This is a genomic window from Yokenella regensburgei (assembly GCF_051486985.1).
Taxonomy (GTDB): Bacteria; Pseudomonadota; Gammaproteobacteria; order Enterobacterales; family Enterobacteriaceae; genus CBFFRJ01.
On record NZ_JAHVDV010000001.1, the window covers coordinates 257,765 to 275,386 of the forward strand.

A 17,622-nucleotide genomic window follows, 5' to 3' on the forward strand; every position below is an offset into this window, starting at 1 on the left:
TTATATGCAATGTCTATCGTAAAAAAAATCACTATTCATGATGTGGCGCTGGCAGCAGGTGTGTCAGTTACGACGGTGTCGCTGGTGCTCAGTGGCAAAGGACGGATATCCGCCCGAACCGGGCAGCGCGTACATGACGCCATTGAGGAGTTAGGGTTTGTACGTAACCGCCAGGCTTCTGCCCTCCGGGGAGGTCAAACGGGTGTGATTGGCCTGATCGTCTGCGATCTGGCCCTGACGTTTTATGCCGAGGCCACGTCAGGTCTGAGCGAAGCGCTTGAAAGTGAAGGCCGTATGGTTTTCCTGCTGCACGGCGGACGTGACGGCGAGCATCTCCTGGCCCGACTGAATACCCTGCTTACCCAGGGGGTCGACGGGGTCATTGTGGCAGGGATTCCCGGCGAGCAGGGCGCTGCGATGCGCGCATGCGCTCAGGAGGCGGGGGTGCCGCTCATCTTCGCCTCACGTTCTAACTACCCTGATGATGCCGATACCGTTCGTCCCGATAATACGCTCGCCGCGCAACGGGTTACCGAGCACCTTATCCAGCAAGGGCATCAGCGTATCGCCTGGCTGGGTGGAGAAAGCGCATCCCTGATCCGGGCTGAGCGTGTGGGGGGATATTGCGCGACGCTGCTGAAATATGGTTTGCCGTTTAACAGCGACTGGGTGGTAGAGTGCGACGCCAGCCAGAAACAGGCGGCGGAAGCCGTACAGCAATTACTGAGCCGTAACCCCACTCTGGATGCCATCGTCTGTTACAACGGCCCAACGGCAATGGGCGCCTGGTTTGGTCTGCTGCGTGCAGGCTGGCAGGCGGGTTCGGGGCTTGACCGATATTTTGAGCAACAGGTCTCGCTGGCGGCATTTGCTGACGCGTGGGAGCAGGGGCAGTATGACATCCCGGTCGCCTGGGCGACGCTTTCTGGAAGAGAGATGGGTTACCTGCTGGCAGAGCGGATACTGCAACGCATTGACGAGCCTGAGCGCACCTTACACCAGGCGGTGCTCACTCCCGGGCTCGTGGTGAACAGATAAAACCCCCTCCGCAGAGGGGGAGTGCAGTTACTTCTGCGGCACAACCGGAAGTGCCGGGGTGGCCGGTGCCGGTGACTGCGGTGCGCCCAGACCCGGTTGCCCCAGCGCAGGCATACCAAACATGCCAACAAACTCATCGAGAGACATTTTCTCACCGTTCAGCGTGACCTGACCATTGGCATACTGGAGGCTGGCACCGATAGTGTTGTTCTCAAGCGTGGTAATACGGAACATCTGCCCCATAGCAGCCAGCCCTTTCACCTGTTGGTTAGCCAGTTTTTCGGCTTCTGCCTGCTGATATCCCTCAAGTTTCGCTATCTGAGTCATAAACTCCACTGCCATATCCATAGGAATGGTCAGTTTGCTCTCCAGCGACTTAACGTTGCGATCGACCTCTTCCGTCAGCGTCCGGGCAGGTGTCGTGGCTTTTGAAGGATCTTTCAGGAAAAGGGAGAGATTAAACGCCGTTTCGCCTTTGGCGTTTTTCCAGCTCAGAGGCGCGATGGTAATGACGGGTTCGCCTTTAAGCAAAAGCGGTACGGCGTTGAGGAACGCTTCGGTGGCTTTTTGCTGATACAGCACAGGATCCTTCATCACCTCAGGCTGCGCCATCAGTGCCTGCGACTGGGCATTGTATTGCTGACTGAACTGATGCCAGGATTCGCCGTCAATCTGACCCACTTTCAGCGTCAGCTTGCCGCTGCCCATATCCTGACCCTGAATTTTCAGGCTACCAATGGTGTACTCGACCTGACTGTCGATATTTTTTTTGTCGGTAGACACGTCGGATTTAGCATTCAGGTTCATGCCTTCCAGCACGGCCATCTCTTTATTTTCAACGGCGATAGCCAGCTTATCGAGGGTAAGTTTTTGATTACCGATACGTTCATTAAAGCTGGACAGCTGGGTCGTGCCTTCCGTTTTCAGGTTATTAAAGGAGAGCTGAACGCGCTGGTTATACTCATTTACTGCATCAACCAGTGCGCTTTGTGCCTGACCGCTTAAGGCAACAACATTGCCGTCTTTGTCGGCACTGAGACGGAATTCCCCGCCGCTAAAGGCGACTTTTTCACCCTCTTTTTCGGAACTAAGCGGACGCAAAGAGATGTCGCTGCGCGAGTCGCCGCCATAACCAATACGGGTTTCGACCACAAAGGGTGATTCGCCTTTGGCGATATCGAACAGGGGTTTAGTCACCTCATTATTCACAAGCGTTGAGTGAACGGAGGCCATTGAGGGGATCAGATTAAACGATTTCAGCTGGGCCAGCGGGAATGGTCCATGATCCACATTCTCATGCAGCACAATGCTTTGACCCGGTTTGAGCCACGGATTCTCTTTACCCTCAACCGGTTGTACCACCAGCTCCAGCTGACTGCTGAACAGACCACGCTGATAATGTTGCGTGGAGAGCACCACGCTGGCTTCAGGGGCAACACGGGCAATCTGACTATTCGCTTCAGTGACCATCTGCGCAAGACGGCCTTCAAGTTGTTTTCCTGTGTACCAGGCTCCCCCGGTCCAGACTACGCCAAGAGCAATAATAACGCCTGCAGCAACCAGCGATTTTTTCATTTGGTTTATCCCTAAAAATGAAATCAGGCGGAACAGGCCGCCTGGATAGATGAAAAGGCTGAGTAAATCTTAGCAACGCTTGCTAAAAAGTTCAGTAACTTAGTTCAGCTTATTATAAACCCGCGCCACACGACCAACGCCGCTTACGCTGACCGGGGAGTCACTGGCGCTGATAAAGGCGGACTCGCCCGGTTTGAGTACCAGCCGTTCGTCATCTTTGCTTAATACGGCTTCACCTTCTACGCAGAACACAATGGCTGCGCTCTGCTGCGCCAGCGTATCGGGGCGAACGCCGATGTCATGCAGTGAAAAAGCGAAGTCATCAACAGGGATGGGGAATTCGAGCGTTGCCCCGCGCTGCTCAGGCAGGGTTAGCAAGGTATCCGCCGGTTTTGGGGTGAAGGCGACGTTCGCCACCAGCTCAGGAATATCAATGTATTTAGGCGTTAACCCCGCGCGTAGCACGTTGTCAGAGTTCGCCATCACCTCAAGAGCAACCCCTTTAAGGTAGGCATGCGGGGTCTCCGCGAACAGGAACATCGCTTCGCCTGGCTCCAGTTTCACGACATTGAGCATCAGGGGGGAGAATAGACCACTGTCGTCCGGGTAAAACTCAGCGATGAAGCGGATGGTCTCCCAGGGTTCGCCCTGCTGGCTGTTAAGCGCCGCTTTCAATACCGCCAGAGCGCGGGATTTTTCCTCGCCCTGCATATTGAGCAGGGCGGCAAAGAGTTGACTGAGCCGTTCACCGTCAGGCGCCTCAAGAAAATGGGCGATGGCCGTGTGCGCTCCCGCGACGGGTTGAAGCAGCGAGACGATTTCCATAAAAGGACGAAATGCATTCATTGCCAGAAAGGGGGTCAGCGCAAAAACCAGCTCAGGTTTGTGGTTAGGGTCTTTGTAATTGCGCTCGGCGGCATCGAGAGGAATACCCGCCGCATTCTCTTTCGCAAAGCCAGCCTCAGAATTCTGTTTGTTCGGATGGACCTGAATGGACAACGGCTGGTCGGCGCAGAGAACCTTAAACAGGAAGGGCAGCTCACCAAAACGGTCGGCAACCGCTGTGCCCAGTAGCGTGGATTTGTCCTGTTCAATCACCTGACGCAAGGAGTGCGGATGACCCGCTGCATCCTGCACTTTTGAGCTGCTTTTCGGGTGCGCGCCCATCCACAATTCTGCCATCGGTTTACCGTCAGGATTGTCGATGCCATAGAGTTCCGTTAACGCAGTTTTGCTTCCCCAGGCATAGTTTTGCACTGAGTTGATGAGTTTTTGCATGCTCCTGCCCTTAATGATGTTCAACATAAGTGCGGGTATTAAAGCAATAAACCCGCCTGAAGTAATCAGCACATGTAAAAAGTCGTACTAGTCTCAGTTTTTGTTAAATAATTGTGTAGGATAGGCGGACTCGCTTTTTTGTGGCAGATGGATGTCCTGCCGAATAATAACCAGATCGTGCAGTAAGTGAGAGAACAATGTCGACAAAACCCTTTACTTATCAAGATCCTTTTCCGTTGAAAAAGGACGATACCGAATATTATCTGCTCAGCAGCGACTATGTTTCCGTGGCGGAGTTTGAAGGCCAGGAGATCCTCAAGGTTGACCCTAAAGCCCTGACGCTTCTCGCCCAGCATGCGTTTCATGATGCCTCCTTCCTTCTGCGCCCCGCGCATCAGCAGCAGGTGGCGGATATTCTGAGCGACCCTGAAGCCAGCGAAAATGACAAATATGTCGCGCTGCAGTTTCTGCGAAATTCCGACATCGCCGCCAAAGGCATTCTGCCTACCTGCCAGGATACCGGCACGGCGATCATTATGGGCAAAAAAGGCCAACGCGTCTGGACCGGTGGCGGCGATGCAGCCGCACTGTCGCAGGGCGTCTATAACACTTACATCGAAGATAATCTGCGTTACTCCCAAAACGCTGCATTAGATATGTACAACGAGGTGAATACCGGCACCAATTTGCCAGCGCAGATTGATTTGTACAGCGTGGACGGGGATGAGTATAAATTTCTGTGCATTGCCAAGGGCGGTGGTTCAGCAAATAAAACCTATCTCTACCAGGAGACTAAAGCTCTGCTCAGTCCCGGTAAGCTGAAAAGTTATCTGGTCGATAAAATGCGCACTCTGGGTACGGCGGCCTGTCCGCCGTACCATATCGCTTTCGTAATAGGTGGAACCAGTGCGGAAGCGACGTTGAAAACCGTGAAGCTTGCCTCGACTAAATACTACGATGGTCTGCCAACAGAGGGGAATGAGCACGGTCAGGCCTTCCGCGATGTACAACTTGAGAACGAATTGCTAATTGAAGCCCAGCAGCTTGGCCTCGGTGCGCAGTTTGGTGGCAAATATTTCGCCCACGATATTCGCGTCGTGCGTTTACCGCGTCATGGCGCATCCTGCCCGGTTGGGATGGGCGTCTCCTGCTCTGCGGACCGCAACATCAAAGGGAAAATTAACCGTGAAGGCATCTGGCTGGAAAAGCTGGAGCAGAATCCGGGTAAATATATTCCTGAAACTTTGCGTGCAGCGGGCGAGGGGGAAGCCATTAAGGTTGATCTTAATCGTTCGATGGAAGAGATCCTCGGTCAGCTTAAGCAGTATCCGGTGTCCACGCGGCTCTCACTGACCGGCACGATTATCGTGGCGCGCGACATAGCCCATGCCAAACTGAAAGAGTTAATGGACGAAGGCAAACCGCTGCCTCAGTACGTGAAAGATCACCCCATCTATTATGCTGGCCCGGCAAAGACTCCGGAAGGTTATGCCTCCGGTTCGCTGGGGCCGACCACCGCAGGACGCATGGATTCCTATGTCGATCAGCTCCAGTCGCAGGGGGGGAGCATGGTCATGCTGGCTAAAGGGAACCGCAGTCAACAGGTGACGGATGCCTGCCATAAGCATGGTGGTTTTTATCTGGGCAGCATTGGCGGTCCGGCGGCGATACTTGCGCAAAACAGTATTAAAAGCCTTGAATGCGTGGCCTACCCGGAGCTGGGCATGGAGGCTATCTGGAAAATTGAGGTTGAAGATTTCCCCGCCTTTATTCTTGTAGATGATAAAGGAAATGACTTCTTCCAGCAGATTCAGGCGGGCCAGTGCGGACGCTGCGTGAAATAAGACCTGCCGCCCTTCGGGGCGGTTTTTTTACGCCTGAAAGCGCACGAAGCAATAAACATTCTTATAACTAGCATCAATACTTAAGCTTTGTTTGCAGGTGAGCAATGTCGGTACCCAACATCACTTTGTAACAGGGAGAAAGTAATGACTATGCATCGTAGTGAAAAAGACTCGATGGGCGCAATTGACGTCCCGGCAGACAAACTGTGGGGCGCACAGACCCAGCGATCCCTCGAACATTTCCGCATTTCGACAGAGAAAATGCCGGTCTCGCTTATTAACGCGCTGGCGCTGACCAAACGGGCGGCGGCGAAAGTTAACCATGATCTGGGGCTACTGGCGCAAGAAAAGGCGAACGCCATTATTGATGCCGCCGATGAAGTGCTTGCCGGTAAGCACGCTGATGAGTTTCCACTGGCAATCTGGCAAACCGGATCGGGTACCCAGAGCAACATGAACATGAATGAAGTGCTGGCGAACCGCGCCAGTGAGCTTCTGGGTGGCGAACGCGGGATGGCGCGCAAGGTCCATCCCAACGATGACGTCAATAAAAGCCAGAGTTCTAATGACGTTTTCCCGACGGCCATGCACGTCGCGGCCATCATCGCCCTGCGCGAACATTTGATCCCTGAGCTGCACGTCCTCAAAAAAACGCTCAATGAGAAAGCCATTGCTTTTGCGCATATTGTCAAAATCGGACGTACCCATTTGCAGGATGCGACCCCGCTTACGCTGGGCCAGGAGATCTCCGGTTGGGTGGCCATGCTTGAACATAATCTCAGGCATATTGAGCTGAGTCTGCCGCATCTGAGTGAACTGGCGCTCGGTGGAACGGCGGTGGGCACCGGGCTTAATACCCATCCTGAATATGCCAGACGGGTTGCTGACGAACTGGCATCCTTTACTCAGCAGCCATTTATTACCGCACCCAATAAGTTCGAGGCGCTGGCCACTTGCGATGCGCTGGTGCATGCGCACGGTGCGCTAAAAGGGCTGGCTGCCTCGCTGATGAAGATTGCTAACGATGTGCGCTGGCTTGCTTCTGGGCCGCGCTGCGGCATTGGCGAAATTTCGCTTCCGGAAAACGAACCAGGCAGCTCTATCATGCCGGGTAAAGTTAACCCGACGCAGTGTGAAGCGATGACCATGCTCTGCTGTCAGGTGCTCGGCAATGACGTGGCGGTCAACATGGGCGGCGCTTCGGGTAACTTTGAGCTGAATGTTTTTCGTCCGATGGTAATTCATAACTTCCTGCAGTCGGTGCGTCTGCTGGCGGATGGCATGGAAAGCTTTAACGAACACTGTGCTACTGGAATTGAACCGAACCGTGAGCGTATCGACCAGCTTCTTAATGAGTCCCTGATGCTGGTTACTGCCCTTAATACGCATATTGGCTATGACAAAGCCGCGGAGATTGCCAAAAAGGCGCATAAAGAAGGCCTGACCCTGAAAGCCTCTGCGCTGGCACTCGGCTACCTGACGGAGGCCGAGTTTGACAGCTGGGTGCGTCCAGAGTCGATGGTGGGCAGTATGAAGCCCGTTTAACCCGCAACATAGAGGTGCAGCCGGGGAATGATGAGCGTCAACGGCTGCGCTTGTGGCTTGTAACGATGCTGAACGCTGTCTGCCTGATAATTTAGCAAGCCGCCTATATCCGGTACTTTTCCACCGTGTTCTTCTGAAACCAGCGCAATCAAGGGGGTCGGGCAGGCATACTGCACCTGTTTTTGCGATCCCGAATACCAGACCCGTGCAATCGGCTGCACTTTTACCGGTCGTTTAATTTTGAGGCGCGCCTTCTGAGGCAGGGCGGCAATATCCTGATACTCCTGCTCCAGTCGCGCCTGCCACTGTTCCCGGGTCCAGGGCGCAACGGCGCGAGGGGATTTCCGGCTCTTATCGAGCATTGCGAGCACCTCGTCGCGGGTGAAATTCTTGATGATGTGCTTGTTTGCCCAACCAAAGCGCAGGGTGGCAGGGTCATGAATCAGGGTGAGGGTGCGGTAGGCGTTTAGCGTAATTAAGCCAGGCAGGTGGCGATGCACCCATTCAAAACGGGCGGTCGAGGGGAGGCCCGATTCCACGGTGACGATCCGCTCGAAGGTCATTTTCAGCGAATTTATGCTGTTGACCGCAGCGTCAAGTCGGTGCCGTTTGACGGCATCTGCCTGATAACAAATAACGCCCGGCAAACGCACGGCGGCTTTGCTGCTGCGCTTTTCCGATTGTTGCTGAATAAAAAGATGCCTGTAGTGTGTAAGGGCACGTTCGGCTGCGTCTTTACCCACATGCTGCTGCACCTCAATCGCTGGCAGGGGATCGTGCTCCGCCCCTTTTTCGATATCTGGCAGTGAAAATACCCGGCCCGCCAGCAGCCGGCACGCTTCCAGTTCGGTGTTAAACGCTGCCAGTTCCTGTTCAAGCTGGCGAAAGGTGCTGTTCAACCGTTCAATAAGATCGTAGCTTGCCATCCTGCCACTCCTTTAGTTACAACATGCTTTTTTATAGCACGCGGGTAGCCGCCTGACCAGCATGGCCAGCGGCTTTTCAGGGCAATTCAATCAAATGATAAACAGGCCAGCGAAAACTGAACTGCGCACCGCCGGACGATCCCTCGCCGCAGGTCACTTCACCGCCCATCGCCTGTGCGATGGAATGTACGATGGCAAGGCCCAGACCGCAGCCACCGGTTGCGCGATCCCGGCTGGGGTCAAGGCGAACAAAAGGTTCAAATACCCGCTCACGATCGTCGGTAGCAATGCCCGGCCCATCATCTTCGACGCTCAATATTGCATCGGTCCCGTCGCGGGTCAGATTTATGGTTACGGTACTTTCACAGTAGCGCAGGGCGTTATTTACCAGGTTATCGAGCACCCGCTCCATTAAACGCATATCCAGGGCGCCATAATCCGCCGCATCGTGGTGGAGCAGCAGCTGATGACCCGGATTCACTATCCGCAGGTCATCCATGTAGTTTGTCATCCACGCGGTAAAGTCCGGTGTGGTCAGTTTGAGCTCATTTTGCGGTCGATCAAGGCGGGCGTAGGTGAGCAGCTCTTCTATCAGGGATTCCAGTTGACCAATATCGCGATTCAGGGCGGCGCGTTCACCGTCGCTAAGATTATCGCTCATTTCAAGGCGGTAACGGAGCCTGACCAGAGGGGTACGTAACTCATGAGCGATGCCATCAATCAGCTGTTTTTTACTCGCGATCAGGGCATTAATGTTATCCGCCATTTGGTTAAAGGCGATCCCGAGGCGCTCAAAGCTTGAAGTGCTATCAAAATGGATACGTTCTTCAAGATGGCCTTCGCCAAAACGCAGAGCCGCTGACTCCAGCCTTAGCATCTCCTGCCAGTGGGGACGCATCCATATAAAAACCGGAAAAGCGAGTGAGATGGCGATAAACACCATCAGTGTGATATCCAGAATGCGCATTTCGTGCATATAGAATAAATAGGGCACGGGGCCTACGGCCAGGACATAGTGGCTACGCGGAATGCGCTGGATAAAGGTATATTCTGAATCCAGGGCCACAATGTCCCCCTCGCGCATCCGCTGTGCGGATGGGGGATCCAGGGTGTACTTACTCATCGGCTCAATACGCAGATTGAACGACAGATTTAAATCCAGATCTTTTAGCGTTTTGTTCCACTGATGAGGCGGTATCTCACGCAGTTCACTGCGCATGAGATACAACGAGCTTTTCATTAAATCATCCAGCGACTGTCGGCCTGCACGCTCGGCGGTAAATTTATAAACTAACCCTACCAGCATGGTCATAACCAGAAAGCAGACAAACAGCAGCAGATAAAACTGTACAAAAAGCTTTTTCATAAAGGCACCTGCGAATGAAACCGGACTCAGCTTTCCCAGGCGTGTGGGGCAAAAAGGTAGCCTTTATTGCGCACGGTTTTAATGCGATAGGGCTCGGTGGCGCTATCGAGTAGCTTTTTACGCAAGCGAGAGATGGCGACATCCACACTACGGTCCATTCCATCGTAGGTGACACCCCGCAGATTTTTAAGTAGCGCATCGCGATCCATTATCTGACCCGCGTGGGTCGCAAGCTCCCACAACAGATCGAAATCTGCTGTCGACAGTACAACCTGTTCGCCGCTGAGGGTGACCTGACGGTTGACGGGATCAATGGATAAGCTGCCAAAGCACAGTGCCTTATGCTGCCTGAGAGCAGGAGCAGGCTCCTGTTGGTTCACCTCCGCACGCTGGCGCAAATGCAGGCGCAGACGGGCAAGAAGCACGGCAGGGGGAGTGGTTTTAAGAATGTAATCGTTCGCCCCCATCTCAAGGGACAGAATATGGTTCATGTCGCTATCGAGCGAGGTGAGAAGGACGATAGGTCCACTCCACTGCTTACGCAAATCACGGCACAAGGTCATGCCATCCTTTCCGGGCAGCATGATATCAAGCAGTACCAGCTCAGGCTTCTCGCGCGTAATAACGTCTTCAGCACGGTCGCCACGCGGTTCAACAATGACATCCATATCGTGTTTTCCCAGATAAGCGGCAATCAACGCGCCCACTTCCGGGTCATCTTCCACAAAAACGATCTTATTCATATGTCATCGTGATGAGTCGAAAAGGCAAACATACACTGCCTCGTCTGAACCTTCCATTAATCTTTTCTAAACGAAGGGGGTTCCGTTATGCTGTAGGTTGTTGTTGTTAATGAAGTACAGGAAAAATATGGGATTAGTAATTAAAGCGGCGCTGGGTGCGCTGGTGGTACTGCTGATTGGCGTGCTGGCAAAAACAAAAAATTATTATATCGCTGGCTTAATACCCCTGTTTCCGACCTTTGCCCTCATTGCTCACTATATAGTGGCTAGCGAACGGGGAGTTGAAGCGCTGCGAACAACCATCGTGTTTGGCATGTGGTCGATTATTCCGTACTTTCTCTATCTTCTCTCACTCTGGTATTTCACCGGCTTTATGCGGGTGGGTCCTGCGCTGGGCGGTGCGGTGCTCTGCTGGTGCCTCAGCGCCTGGTTTCTCATTTTTTGCTGGAGCCGCATGCATTAACGAAGCGGCCGACCACCATCAACAGCAAAGCTGCGCCCCGTGACATAACAACTTGTCAGCAGATAATCTACAAGATCGATTATCTCTTTCTCGCCTGGCGCGATTTTCATGAGCGATTTACTTAGCGCCTGCTGGCGGTAAAGGGCATCATCGTTTTCGTTAAACAAAATTAATGACGGCGCAATAGCGTTGACCTTGACCTCAGGGGACAGCTTTTTCGCAAAAGAACGGGTCATATTATCCAGCGCGGCTTTACTCGCTGCGTAGGCAATGTGTTTATCACTTCCTCGTTCAACGACATAGTCAGTGAAATGAATGATATCGCTGGCTGCATGACCATAACCTCGCAAAGCGCCTTCCAGCAGGTGGTTCAGCAGGTAGGGGGCGTGGACATGGACCTGCAGCATACTCCTGAGGACATCACTAAGCGAGGTGTCACGCGTTTCCGCTTTCCAGTCGCTTGCGTTGTGAATCATTGCCCGCAATCCTGAGGTGTTCTCATTGACTGTCCGGGCAAAGGCCTGAATGCCTTCATCGGTACTGAAGTCAGCCTGAATGCACAGCGCGCCCTGGCTTTCCAGTTGATCGATAGCCGCATAACGCGTGCGATAGCTGACGATGACGGCATGACTCTGGTTAAGAAAATGGTGGGCAAGGGCGAGGCCAATGCGCCGGCCTCCTCCTGTAATTAAAATCGGTCGCTCATCTGGTCTTCCCATCAGCTCTCTCCTGTAATGACGGGGAAGACGCGCTTACCCCAATAACTTCCACGTGGCCGGAATGGCTGCCATCAGCAGTAAACCAATCAGCACTTTTTCCCGGCCTTTAAGGGGGCTACTGATTTCATGTGTGCGTCGGGCATACATAAATACCAGTAATCCTGGCGCATAAAGTACTACCGATAACAGTAAATGCAGGGGGCCAGAAGCATAAAGCAGCCACAGTCCGTAGAGACAAGCCCCCACAGAGACGGCCCTGTGCAGTGGACGACGTGCAATCCTGAACAGAAAGGCACCTACCAGAAAATAAGGAACCAGAATCATCTCTGAGGCAATAGTCAGCAGCGTGTTGTAATCAGAACCTGTGAGCCAGATCAGCACTAAACAGATCTGGACGCTGATATTAGTGAGCCAGAGCGACGCCGCCGGAGCGCTATTTTTATTTTGCCTGGTAAAGATACGAGGAAACGCTTGATGAGTGGCAGCCAGTAACGGCACCTCTGCGGCCATGATAGTCCAGCTCAAATAGGCGCCACATACGGAAATAATCAGCCCGGCGGCAATGACCACATCGCCCCAGGAGCCCATTAATTTGACCATCAGACCCGCCATTGACGGATTGCGCATTTCAGCCAGTTCCGGTCTGGAAATCACGCCTACAGAGAGCAGGGTGACCAGCAAATAGACCGAAAGGGCAGCCAGAACCGCCATTAACGTCGCTCGGCCAACGTCTTGCTTATTACGGGCTCGGGCTGAGACAACAACTGCCCCTTCAACGCCAATGAAGACCCAGAGCGTGATGAGCATCGTATTTTTCACCTGCTCCCAAACGGGAACCCCCAGCGCGACACCGGAAAAATCCAGGCGGAAGGTGTCCGCGTGGAAGGCAATGGCGGCCAGAACGATAAACAGGCCCAGCGGCACCAGTTTTGCCAGGGTCGCGGCAAGATTGATGCTGGCAGCCGTCTGCACGCCGCGCAAAATAAGCGCATGCACGACCCAAAGCAACACGGAGGCGCCCACAATGGATTGCCACGTATTGCCGTCACCAAACAGACGCCATTGCGGGGTATCAGTAAAGAAACTTAACGCTGAAAAAACGATAACCAGGTAAGAAACGTTGGCTATCACGGCGCATAACCAGTATCCCCAGGCAGAGCAAAAACCGATAAGCTCACCGAACCCCTCGCGGGCATAGGTAAAAATGCCACCATCCAGATCGGGGCGGATGCGGGTTAAAATCAGCATTGCAAACGCCAGCAACAGGATCCCGACTCCGGTAATACCCCAACCGATAAGCAACGCGGCGGGACTGGCAACATCCGCCATATTTTGTGGCAGGCTGAATACACCTGCGCCAAGCATTGAGCTAAGAACCAGCGCAGTTAAAGCGCTCAGGCCAAGTTTCTTTTCCATGGGTATCCTGTCAAGAATGGACTCAATCCAGAATAATTATTTTGCATGAGCGCATAAAAATGGTGGATCTCACTAAGGCGCGGGATTTTACGGAGTGTCGGAAAGGCATGCAATGCGAGTCTGCATAAATTTGCAGAAAAAATGAAAAAAGGCGACGTCGGCCGCCTTTAAGAAAGGATTATTTATAGAGGTCTGCGCTGATAGTGATGTTGCTACCGCTCTCCTGCCACTGGCGGGTGATATGGTAGTATTTGGCCCCTTTCTTCGCCGCACGTTTCGCAACCTGATAAGAAATTTCAGTCATATTGCCGTAGTTGCCGGTGAACTGAATGCTGTCGAAAGGAATCATCTGCGCGGCGGTAATTTTATTCACTTCTTCAATTTTGGTGCCATCCGGCAGATTAACCGTATAACGACCCGCTTTTGACGTCTGCGTTTCAAAGAAACGACCCACTTCGTAGCTTGGTGTGGCACTGGTGGCTACGCCTGGAATTTCTACCTTTTTAGCTTCTTCGCCGCCTTTAGCAAGGGCAGCACGACCCGCTTCAGAGTCACGAGGAATGGCATCCGGGCTTTGCAGAACACGTTTCTTAGCGTCCGCTTTATAGAGATACGCTGTAATAAGCTGGTTTCCACCCTGGTTAGCATCAACCTGACGCACAATATAGAAGGAAGCTGCACCTTTCTCTTTCGCCGCCTTAGTCACCGCATCGTTAACATCGGGCTGAGTACGGTAAAAACCCTGTACCGTGACGGTATCAAATGGTTCCAGCTCAATGGCTTTATCTTTAGGCAGTTCGGTAACGCCGTTAATAACACGGTATTTAATCGCATCGGCTTTTGGGGCATCTGCTTTGTAAAGGTCAGCGCTGACACGCTGGTTCCCGCTGTTACCAAAGTCGGACATATCCACAACGTAGAAAGAGGCTGCACCTTCTTTATCCGCACGGCTGGAAACAGCGTTCACGGCATCGCCAATGGAGTTATAACGACCATTTATCACAATGCGATCGTAGGGTTTTAACGCTGCTGCTTGCTCCGGGGTTAACTCTGTCGCGGCCTGGGCAGACAGGGTCGTTACAGACAGAAATGCTGACGCCAGGAGGGTAAACTTATGCTTCATAAAAATAATCCTTCGCCTTGCGCAAACCAGATACTGGTGTAGTTGTAGTCAAAAAACGTGGGTGATTATGGCATTTATTCGGCACGACTGTCTGCGTCATTTTTCACTGAGTGTGCTACCCGCCAGGCCATTGATAATAAGGATTAATGATATGTTGAAAAAACACGCGCTTGACCGGTAAAACAAATAAAGCCTACCCCTTTTCCAGGTTAATGTATTGTTAAAATCATGTTTCCTGCTGGAGATAAATTGTGTTTTGCCCGGCCTCATGAGCGGAATATCAGCCCTTTCTGACGATATAAAGGGAGATTCCCCTGTTTGCGCCGTTAACCGCCTCGTTTTCACAGATTAAAAAAGAATTTCTGGATCCCTGCGCTAGATCACAAGCGTAATTTTCAGTAGGTTATAGAAAGTTTGTTACGTTTTTAATTAGCGGGGCGCCGTTTGTCGCTATAAAAGGTGAGGGTGCTCCCCGGACATCACTGACAAACCATCATCTCAACTCGATGGAAGGGAAAACTATGCGTATTGGTGTACCAAAAGAACGGTTGGCCAATGAGACTCGTGTAGCGGCAACACCGAAAACGGTCGAGCAACTGCTTAAACTGGGTTTCACCGTCGCGATTGAAAGCGGCGCTGGTAAGCTGGCAAGTTTCGATGATCATGCGTTTACCCATGCAGGGGCAAGCGTTGTTGACAGCAATGAGGTCTGGCATTCAGATATCATTCTTAAGGTGAATGCGCCTGACGAGGATGAAATCGCGCTGCTTAATCCTGGTACGACATTAGTCAGTTTTATCTGGCCTGCACAAAATGCTGAACTGATGGAAAAACTGGCCGCGCGTAACGTAACCGTAATGGCAATGGATTCGGTGCCGCGTATTTCCCGCGCTCAGTCCCTGGACGCCCTGAGCTCCATGGCGAATATCGCGGGTTATCGTGCCATCGTTGAAGCAGCACATGAATTTGGCCGTTTCTTTACCGGACAAATTACCGCTGCCGGTAAAGTGCCGCCAGCTAAAGTGATGGTGATAGGTGCGGGCGTGGCAGGACTTGCCGCCATCGGGGCTGCAAACAGTCTCGGTGCGATTGTCCGCGCGTTTGATACGCGTCCGGAAGTGAAGGAACAGGTCCAGAGTATGGGCGCTGAATTTCTTGAACTGGACTTCAAAGAAGAAGCCGGTAGCGGCGACGGTTATGCGAAGGTCATGTCTGAGGCTTTCATTAAAGCTGAAATGGCGCTATTTGCCGCTCAGGCAAAAGATGTCGATATCATCGTTACTACCGCGCTTATCCCAGGTAAACCTGCGCCAACGTTAATCACCCGCGAAATGGTTGATTCCATGAAACCCGGAAGCGTAGTGGTTGATCTGGCTGCGCAAAACGGCGGTAACTGTGAATACACGGTGGCGAATGAGGTGGTAACCACCGCAAACGGCGTAAAAATCATTGGTTATACCGACCTGCCGGGCCGTCTGGCCGCTCAGTCTTCCCAGTTGTACGGTACCAACCTCGTGAACCTGCTGAAACTTCTCTGTAAAGAGAAGGACGGCAATGTGGTTATTGATTTTGACGATGTTGTAGTGCGTGGCGTCACGGTAATTCGTGATGGTGAAGTCACCTGGCCGGCGCCCCCCATTCAGGTTTCAGCACAGCCAAAAGCGGCGGCAAAAGCAGCTCCGGCTGAAAAGCCTGAGGCCCAACCCACCTCTCCCTGGTTTAAATATGGTGTGATGGCGCTGGTCATTGTGCTGTTTGGCTGGCTTGCTGATGTTGCGCCAAAAGAGTTCCTCGGTCACTTTACCGTCTTCGCGTTAGCCTGCGTCGTGGGTTACTACGTAGTATGGAACGTTTCCCATGCACTGCACACGCCGTTGATGTCAGTCACCAATGCTATCTCTGGCATTATTGTGGTCGGCGCACTCTTGCAGATTGGTCATGGTGGATGGGTCAGCTTCCTGAGCTTCATCGCTGTCCTCATCGCCAGCATTAATATTTTCGGTGGTTTCACCGTCACTCAGCGCATGCTGAAAATGTTCCGGAAGAACTAAGGGGTAGCACATGTCTGGAGGATTAGTTACTGCTGCATACATTGTTGCCGCGATCCTGTTTATTTTCAGTCTGGCCGGGCTTTCGAAACATGAGACCTCCCAGCAAGGGAACCGTTTCGGTGTGGCAGGGATGGCGATTGCGCTCATTGCCACCATTTTTGGCCCTGACACCGGAAACGTGGCATGGATCCTGGTGGCGATGATCATTGGTGGTGCGATTGGTATTCGTCTTGCCCGTAAAGTTGAAATGACCGAAATGCCTGAGCTGGTTGCCATCCTGCACAGCTTTGTCGGTCTTGCGGCTGTACTGGTGGGCTTTAACAGCTACCTGTATCACGAGCCAGGTCTGGAACCGATTCTGGTGAACATTCACCTGACCGAAGTTTTCCTCGGTATTTTTATTGGTGCCGTTACCTTTACCGGGTCGGTGGTTGCGTTTGGAAAATTGTGCGGCAAAATTTCATCGAAGCCTCTGATGTTGCCTCATCGACACAAGCTGAATCTGGCCGCGCTGGTGGTCTCTTTCCTGTTGCTGATGGCTTTTGTGCGCACCGAGAGCGTGGCGGTTCAGGTTCTGGCGCTGCTACTGATGACCGCGATTGCACTGGTCTTCGGCTGGCATCTGGTGGCTTCAATTGGTGGTGCGGATATGCCGGTTGTCGTCTCAATGCTCAACTCCTATTCCGGTTGGGCCGCGGCCGCTGCCGGCTTTATGTTGAGCAATGACCTGCTGATCGTTACCGGCGCGCTGGTGGGTTCCTCCGGGGCCATTCTCTCCTACATCATGTGCAAAGCCATGAACCGATCGTTCATCAGCGTTATTGCAGGTGGTTTTGGAACCGATGGTTCGTCTACCGGGGCATCTGAAGAAGTTGGCGAACACCGTGAGATCAACGCGGAAGAGACAGCAGAAATGCTGAAAAACTCTCACTCCGTTATCATCACTCCGGGCTATGGTATGGCCGTAGCACAGGCGCAGTACCCGGTAGCCGAGATCACGGAGAAACTGCGTGCCCGCGGGATTAAGGTTCGCTTTGGTATTCATCCGGTTGCAGGTCGCCTGCCCGGGCACATGAACGTACTTCTTGCCGAAGCCAAAGTGCCTTACGATATCGTGCTGGAAATGGATGAGATTAACGATGATTTCGCCGATACCGATACCGTACTGGTAATCGGTGCCAACGACACCGTTAACCCTGCGGCGCAGGATGATCCTGGCAGTCCTATTGCAGGCATGCCGGTACTTGAAGTCTGGAAAGCGCAGAATGTCATTGTGTTTAAGCGCTCAATGAACACCGGGTACGCTGGTGTGCAGAACCCGCTTTTCTTCAAAGAGAATACCCAAATGCTGTTTGGCGATGCGAAAGCCACGGTTGATGCCATTCTGAAAGCGTTGTAGTGCCCTGAACGATGACAGCCGCCCGTGTTTCGCGGGCGGCTTTTTTATGCCCACAATCCGGCATTGCAGCGCATCGCTTTTACTTAAACCCCGCCGACATTTAACAAAGTGTGGGGGGATTGATGCGTGTTTATTG

14 protein-coding genes are annotated in these 17,622 nt (G+C 52.8%); 6 read left to right on the top strand and 8 right to left on the bottom strand.

The annotated features are described in order from the left end of the window. Positions 1-9: 9 nt before the first annotated feature. Positions 10-1,038, top strand: coding sequence for a Mal regulon transcriptional regulator MalI (gene malI, locus KXR87_RS01365; protein ID WP_437430471.1), 1,029 nt, complete (start codon positions 10-12; stop codon positions 1,036-1,038). Between the two features lie 27 nt (positions 1,039-1,065). Here malI and KXR87_RS01370 read toward each other — a convergent pair whose 3' ends face one another. Both KXR87_RS01370 and manA read right to left on the bottom strand, forming a co-directional pair. Then, positions 1,066-2,613, bottom strand: coding sequence for a YdgA family protein (locus KXR87_RS01370; protein WP_437430472.1), 1,548 nt, complete (start codon positions 2,611-2,613; stop codon positions 1,066-1,068). Between the two features lie 99 nt (positions 2,614-2,712). Continuing rightward, a complete protein-coding gene (gene manA, locus KXR87_RS01375) occupies positions 2,713-3,891 on the bottom strand; it encodes a mannose-6-phosphate isomerase (RefSeq protein ID WP_437430473.1) in 1,179 nt (392 codons plus the stop codon). A gap of 197 nt (positions 3,892-4,088) precedes the next feature. Between manA and fumA the strand changes: the two genes are divergently transcribed. Next, on the top strand, positions 4,089-5,735 hold the full coding sequence (gene fumA / locus KXR87_RS01380) for a class I fumarate hydratase FumA (RefSeq protein ID WP_437430474.1): 1,647 nt from the start codon (positions 4,089-4,091) through the stop codon (positions 5,733-5,735). A 144-nt stretch (positions 5,736-5,879) separates the two neighbouring features. Next, a complete protein-coding gene (fumC, locus tag KXR87_RS01385; protein WP_437430475.1) occupies positions 5,880-7,280 on the top strand; it encodes a class II fumarate hydratase in 1,401 nt (466 codons plus the stop codon). Here the strand turns inward: fumC and tus are convergent. The 3 genes from tus to rstA all read right to left on the bottom strand — a co-directional run bounded on the left by tus (position 7,277) and on the right by rstA (position 10,315). Then, on the bottom strand, positions 7,277-8,206 hold the full coding sequence (gene tus / locus KXR87_RS01390; RefSeq protein ID WP_437430476.1) for a DNA replication terminus site-binding protein: 930 nt from the start codon (positions 8,204-8,206) through the stop codon (positions 7,277-7,279). The two genes, fumC and tus, sit on opposite strands and share 4 nt — an antisense overlap. A 76-nt stretch (positions 8,207-8,282) precedes the next feature. Next, positions 8,283-9,572, bottom strand: coding sequence for a two-component system sensor histidine kinase RstB (gene rstB, locus KXR87_RS01395; protein ID WP_437430477.1), 1,290 nt, complete (start codon positions 9,570-9,572; stop codon positions 8,283-8,285). 26 nt (positions 9,573-9,598) lie between these two features. Further along, positions 9,599-10,315: a two-component system response regulator RstA gene (gene rstA / locus KXR87_RS01400; protein ID WP_437430478.1), complete on the bottom strand. Its 717-nt coding sequence runs from the start codon at positions 10,313-10,315 to the stop codon at positions 9,599-9,601. 127 nt (positions 10,316-10,442) lie between these two features. Between rstA and KXR87_RS01405 the strand changes: the two genes are divergently transcribed. Beyond that, positions 10,443-10,778, top strand: a complete 336-nt coding sequence (locus tag KXR87_RS01405; protein ID WP_437430479.1) for a GlpM family protein — start codon at positions 10,443-10,445, stop codon at positions 10,776-10,778. Here the strand turns inward: KXR87_RS01405 and folM are convergent. The 3 genes from folM to ydgH form a co-directional block, all read right to left on the bottom strand. Further along, complete coding sequence (folM, locus tag KXR87_RS01410; RefSeq protein ID WP_437430480.1) at positions 10,775-11,497, bottom strand: dihydromonapterin reductase; 723 nt, start codon at positions 11,495-11,497, stop codon at positions 10,775-10,777. The two genes, KXR87_RS01405 and folM, sit on opposite strands and share 4 nt — an antisense overlap. A gap of 33 nt (positions 11,498-11,530) precedes the next feature. Then, complete coding sequence (locus tag KXR87_RS01415; RefSeq protein WP_437430481.1) at positions 11,531-12,913, bottom strand: amino acid permease; 1,383 nt, start codon at positions 12,911-12,913, stop codon at positions 11,531-11,533. A 178-nt stretch (positions 12,914-13,091) separates the two neighbouring features. Then, positions 13,092-14,036 carry a DUF1471 family protein YdgH gene (gene ydgH / locus KXR87_RS01420; RefSeq protein WP_437430482.1) on the bottom strand — a complete coding sequence of 315 codons (945 nt, stop codon included), beginning with the start codon at positions 14,034-14,036 and terminating at the stop codon, positions 13,092-13,094. Between the two features lie 521 nt (positions 14,037-14,557). On the opposite strand from ydgH, the gene pntA reads away from it, so the two are divergent. Beyond that, a complete protein-coding gene (gene pntA / locus KXR87_RS01425) occupies positions 14,558-16,087 on the top strand; it encodes a Re/Si-specific NAD(P)(+) transhydrogenase subunit alpha (protein WP_437430483.1) in 1,530 nt (509 codons plus the stop codon). Positions 16,088-16,097: 10 nt separating this feature from the next. Beyond that, positions 16,098-17,486 (top strand): Re/Si-specific NAD(P)(+) transhydrogenase subunit beta, encoded by a 1,389-nt coding sequence (pntB, locus tag KXR87_RS01430; RefSeq protein ID WP_437430484.1) that lies wholly within the window; start codon positions 16,098-16,100, stop codon positions 17,484-17,486. The last annotated feature ends 136 nt before the right edge of the window (positions 17,487-17,622 follow it).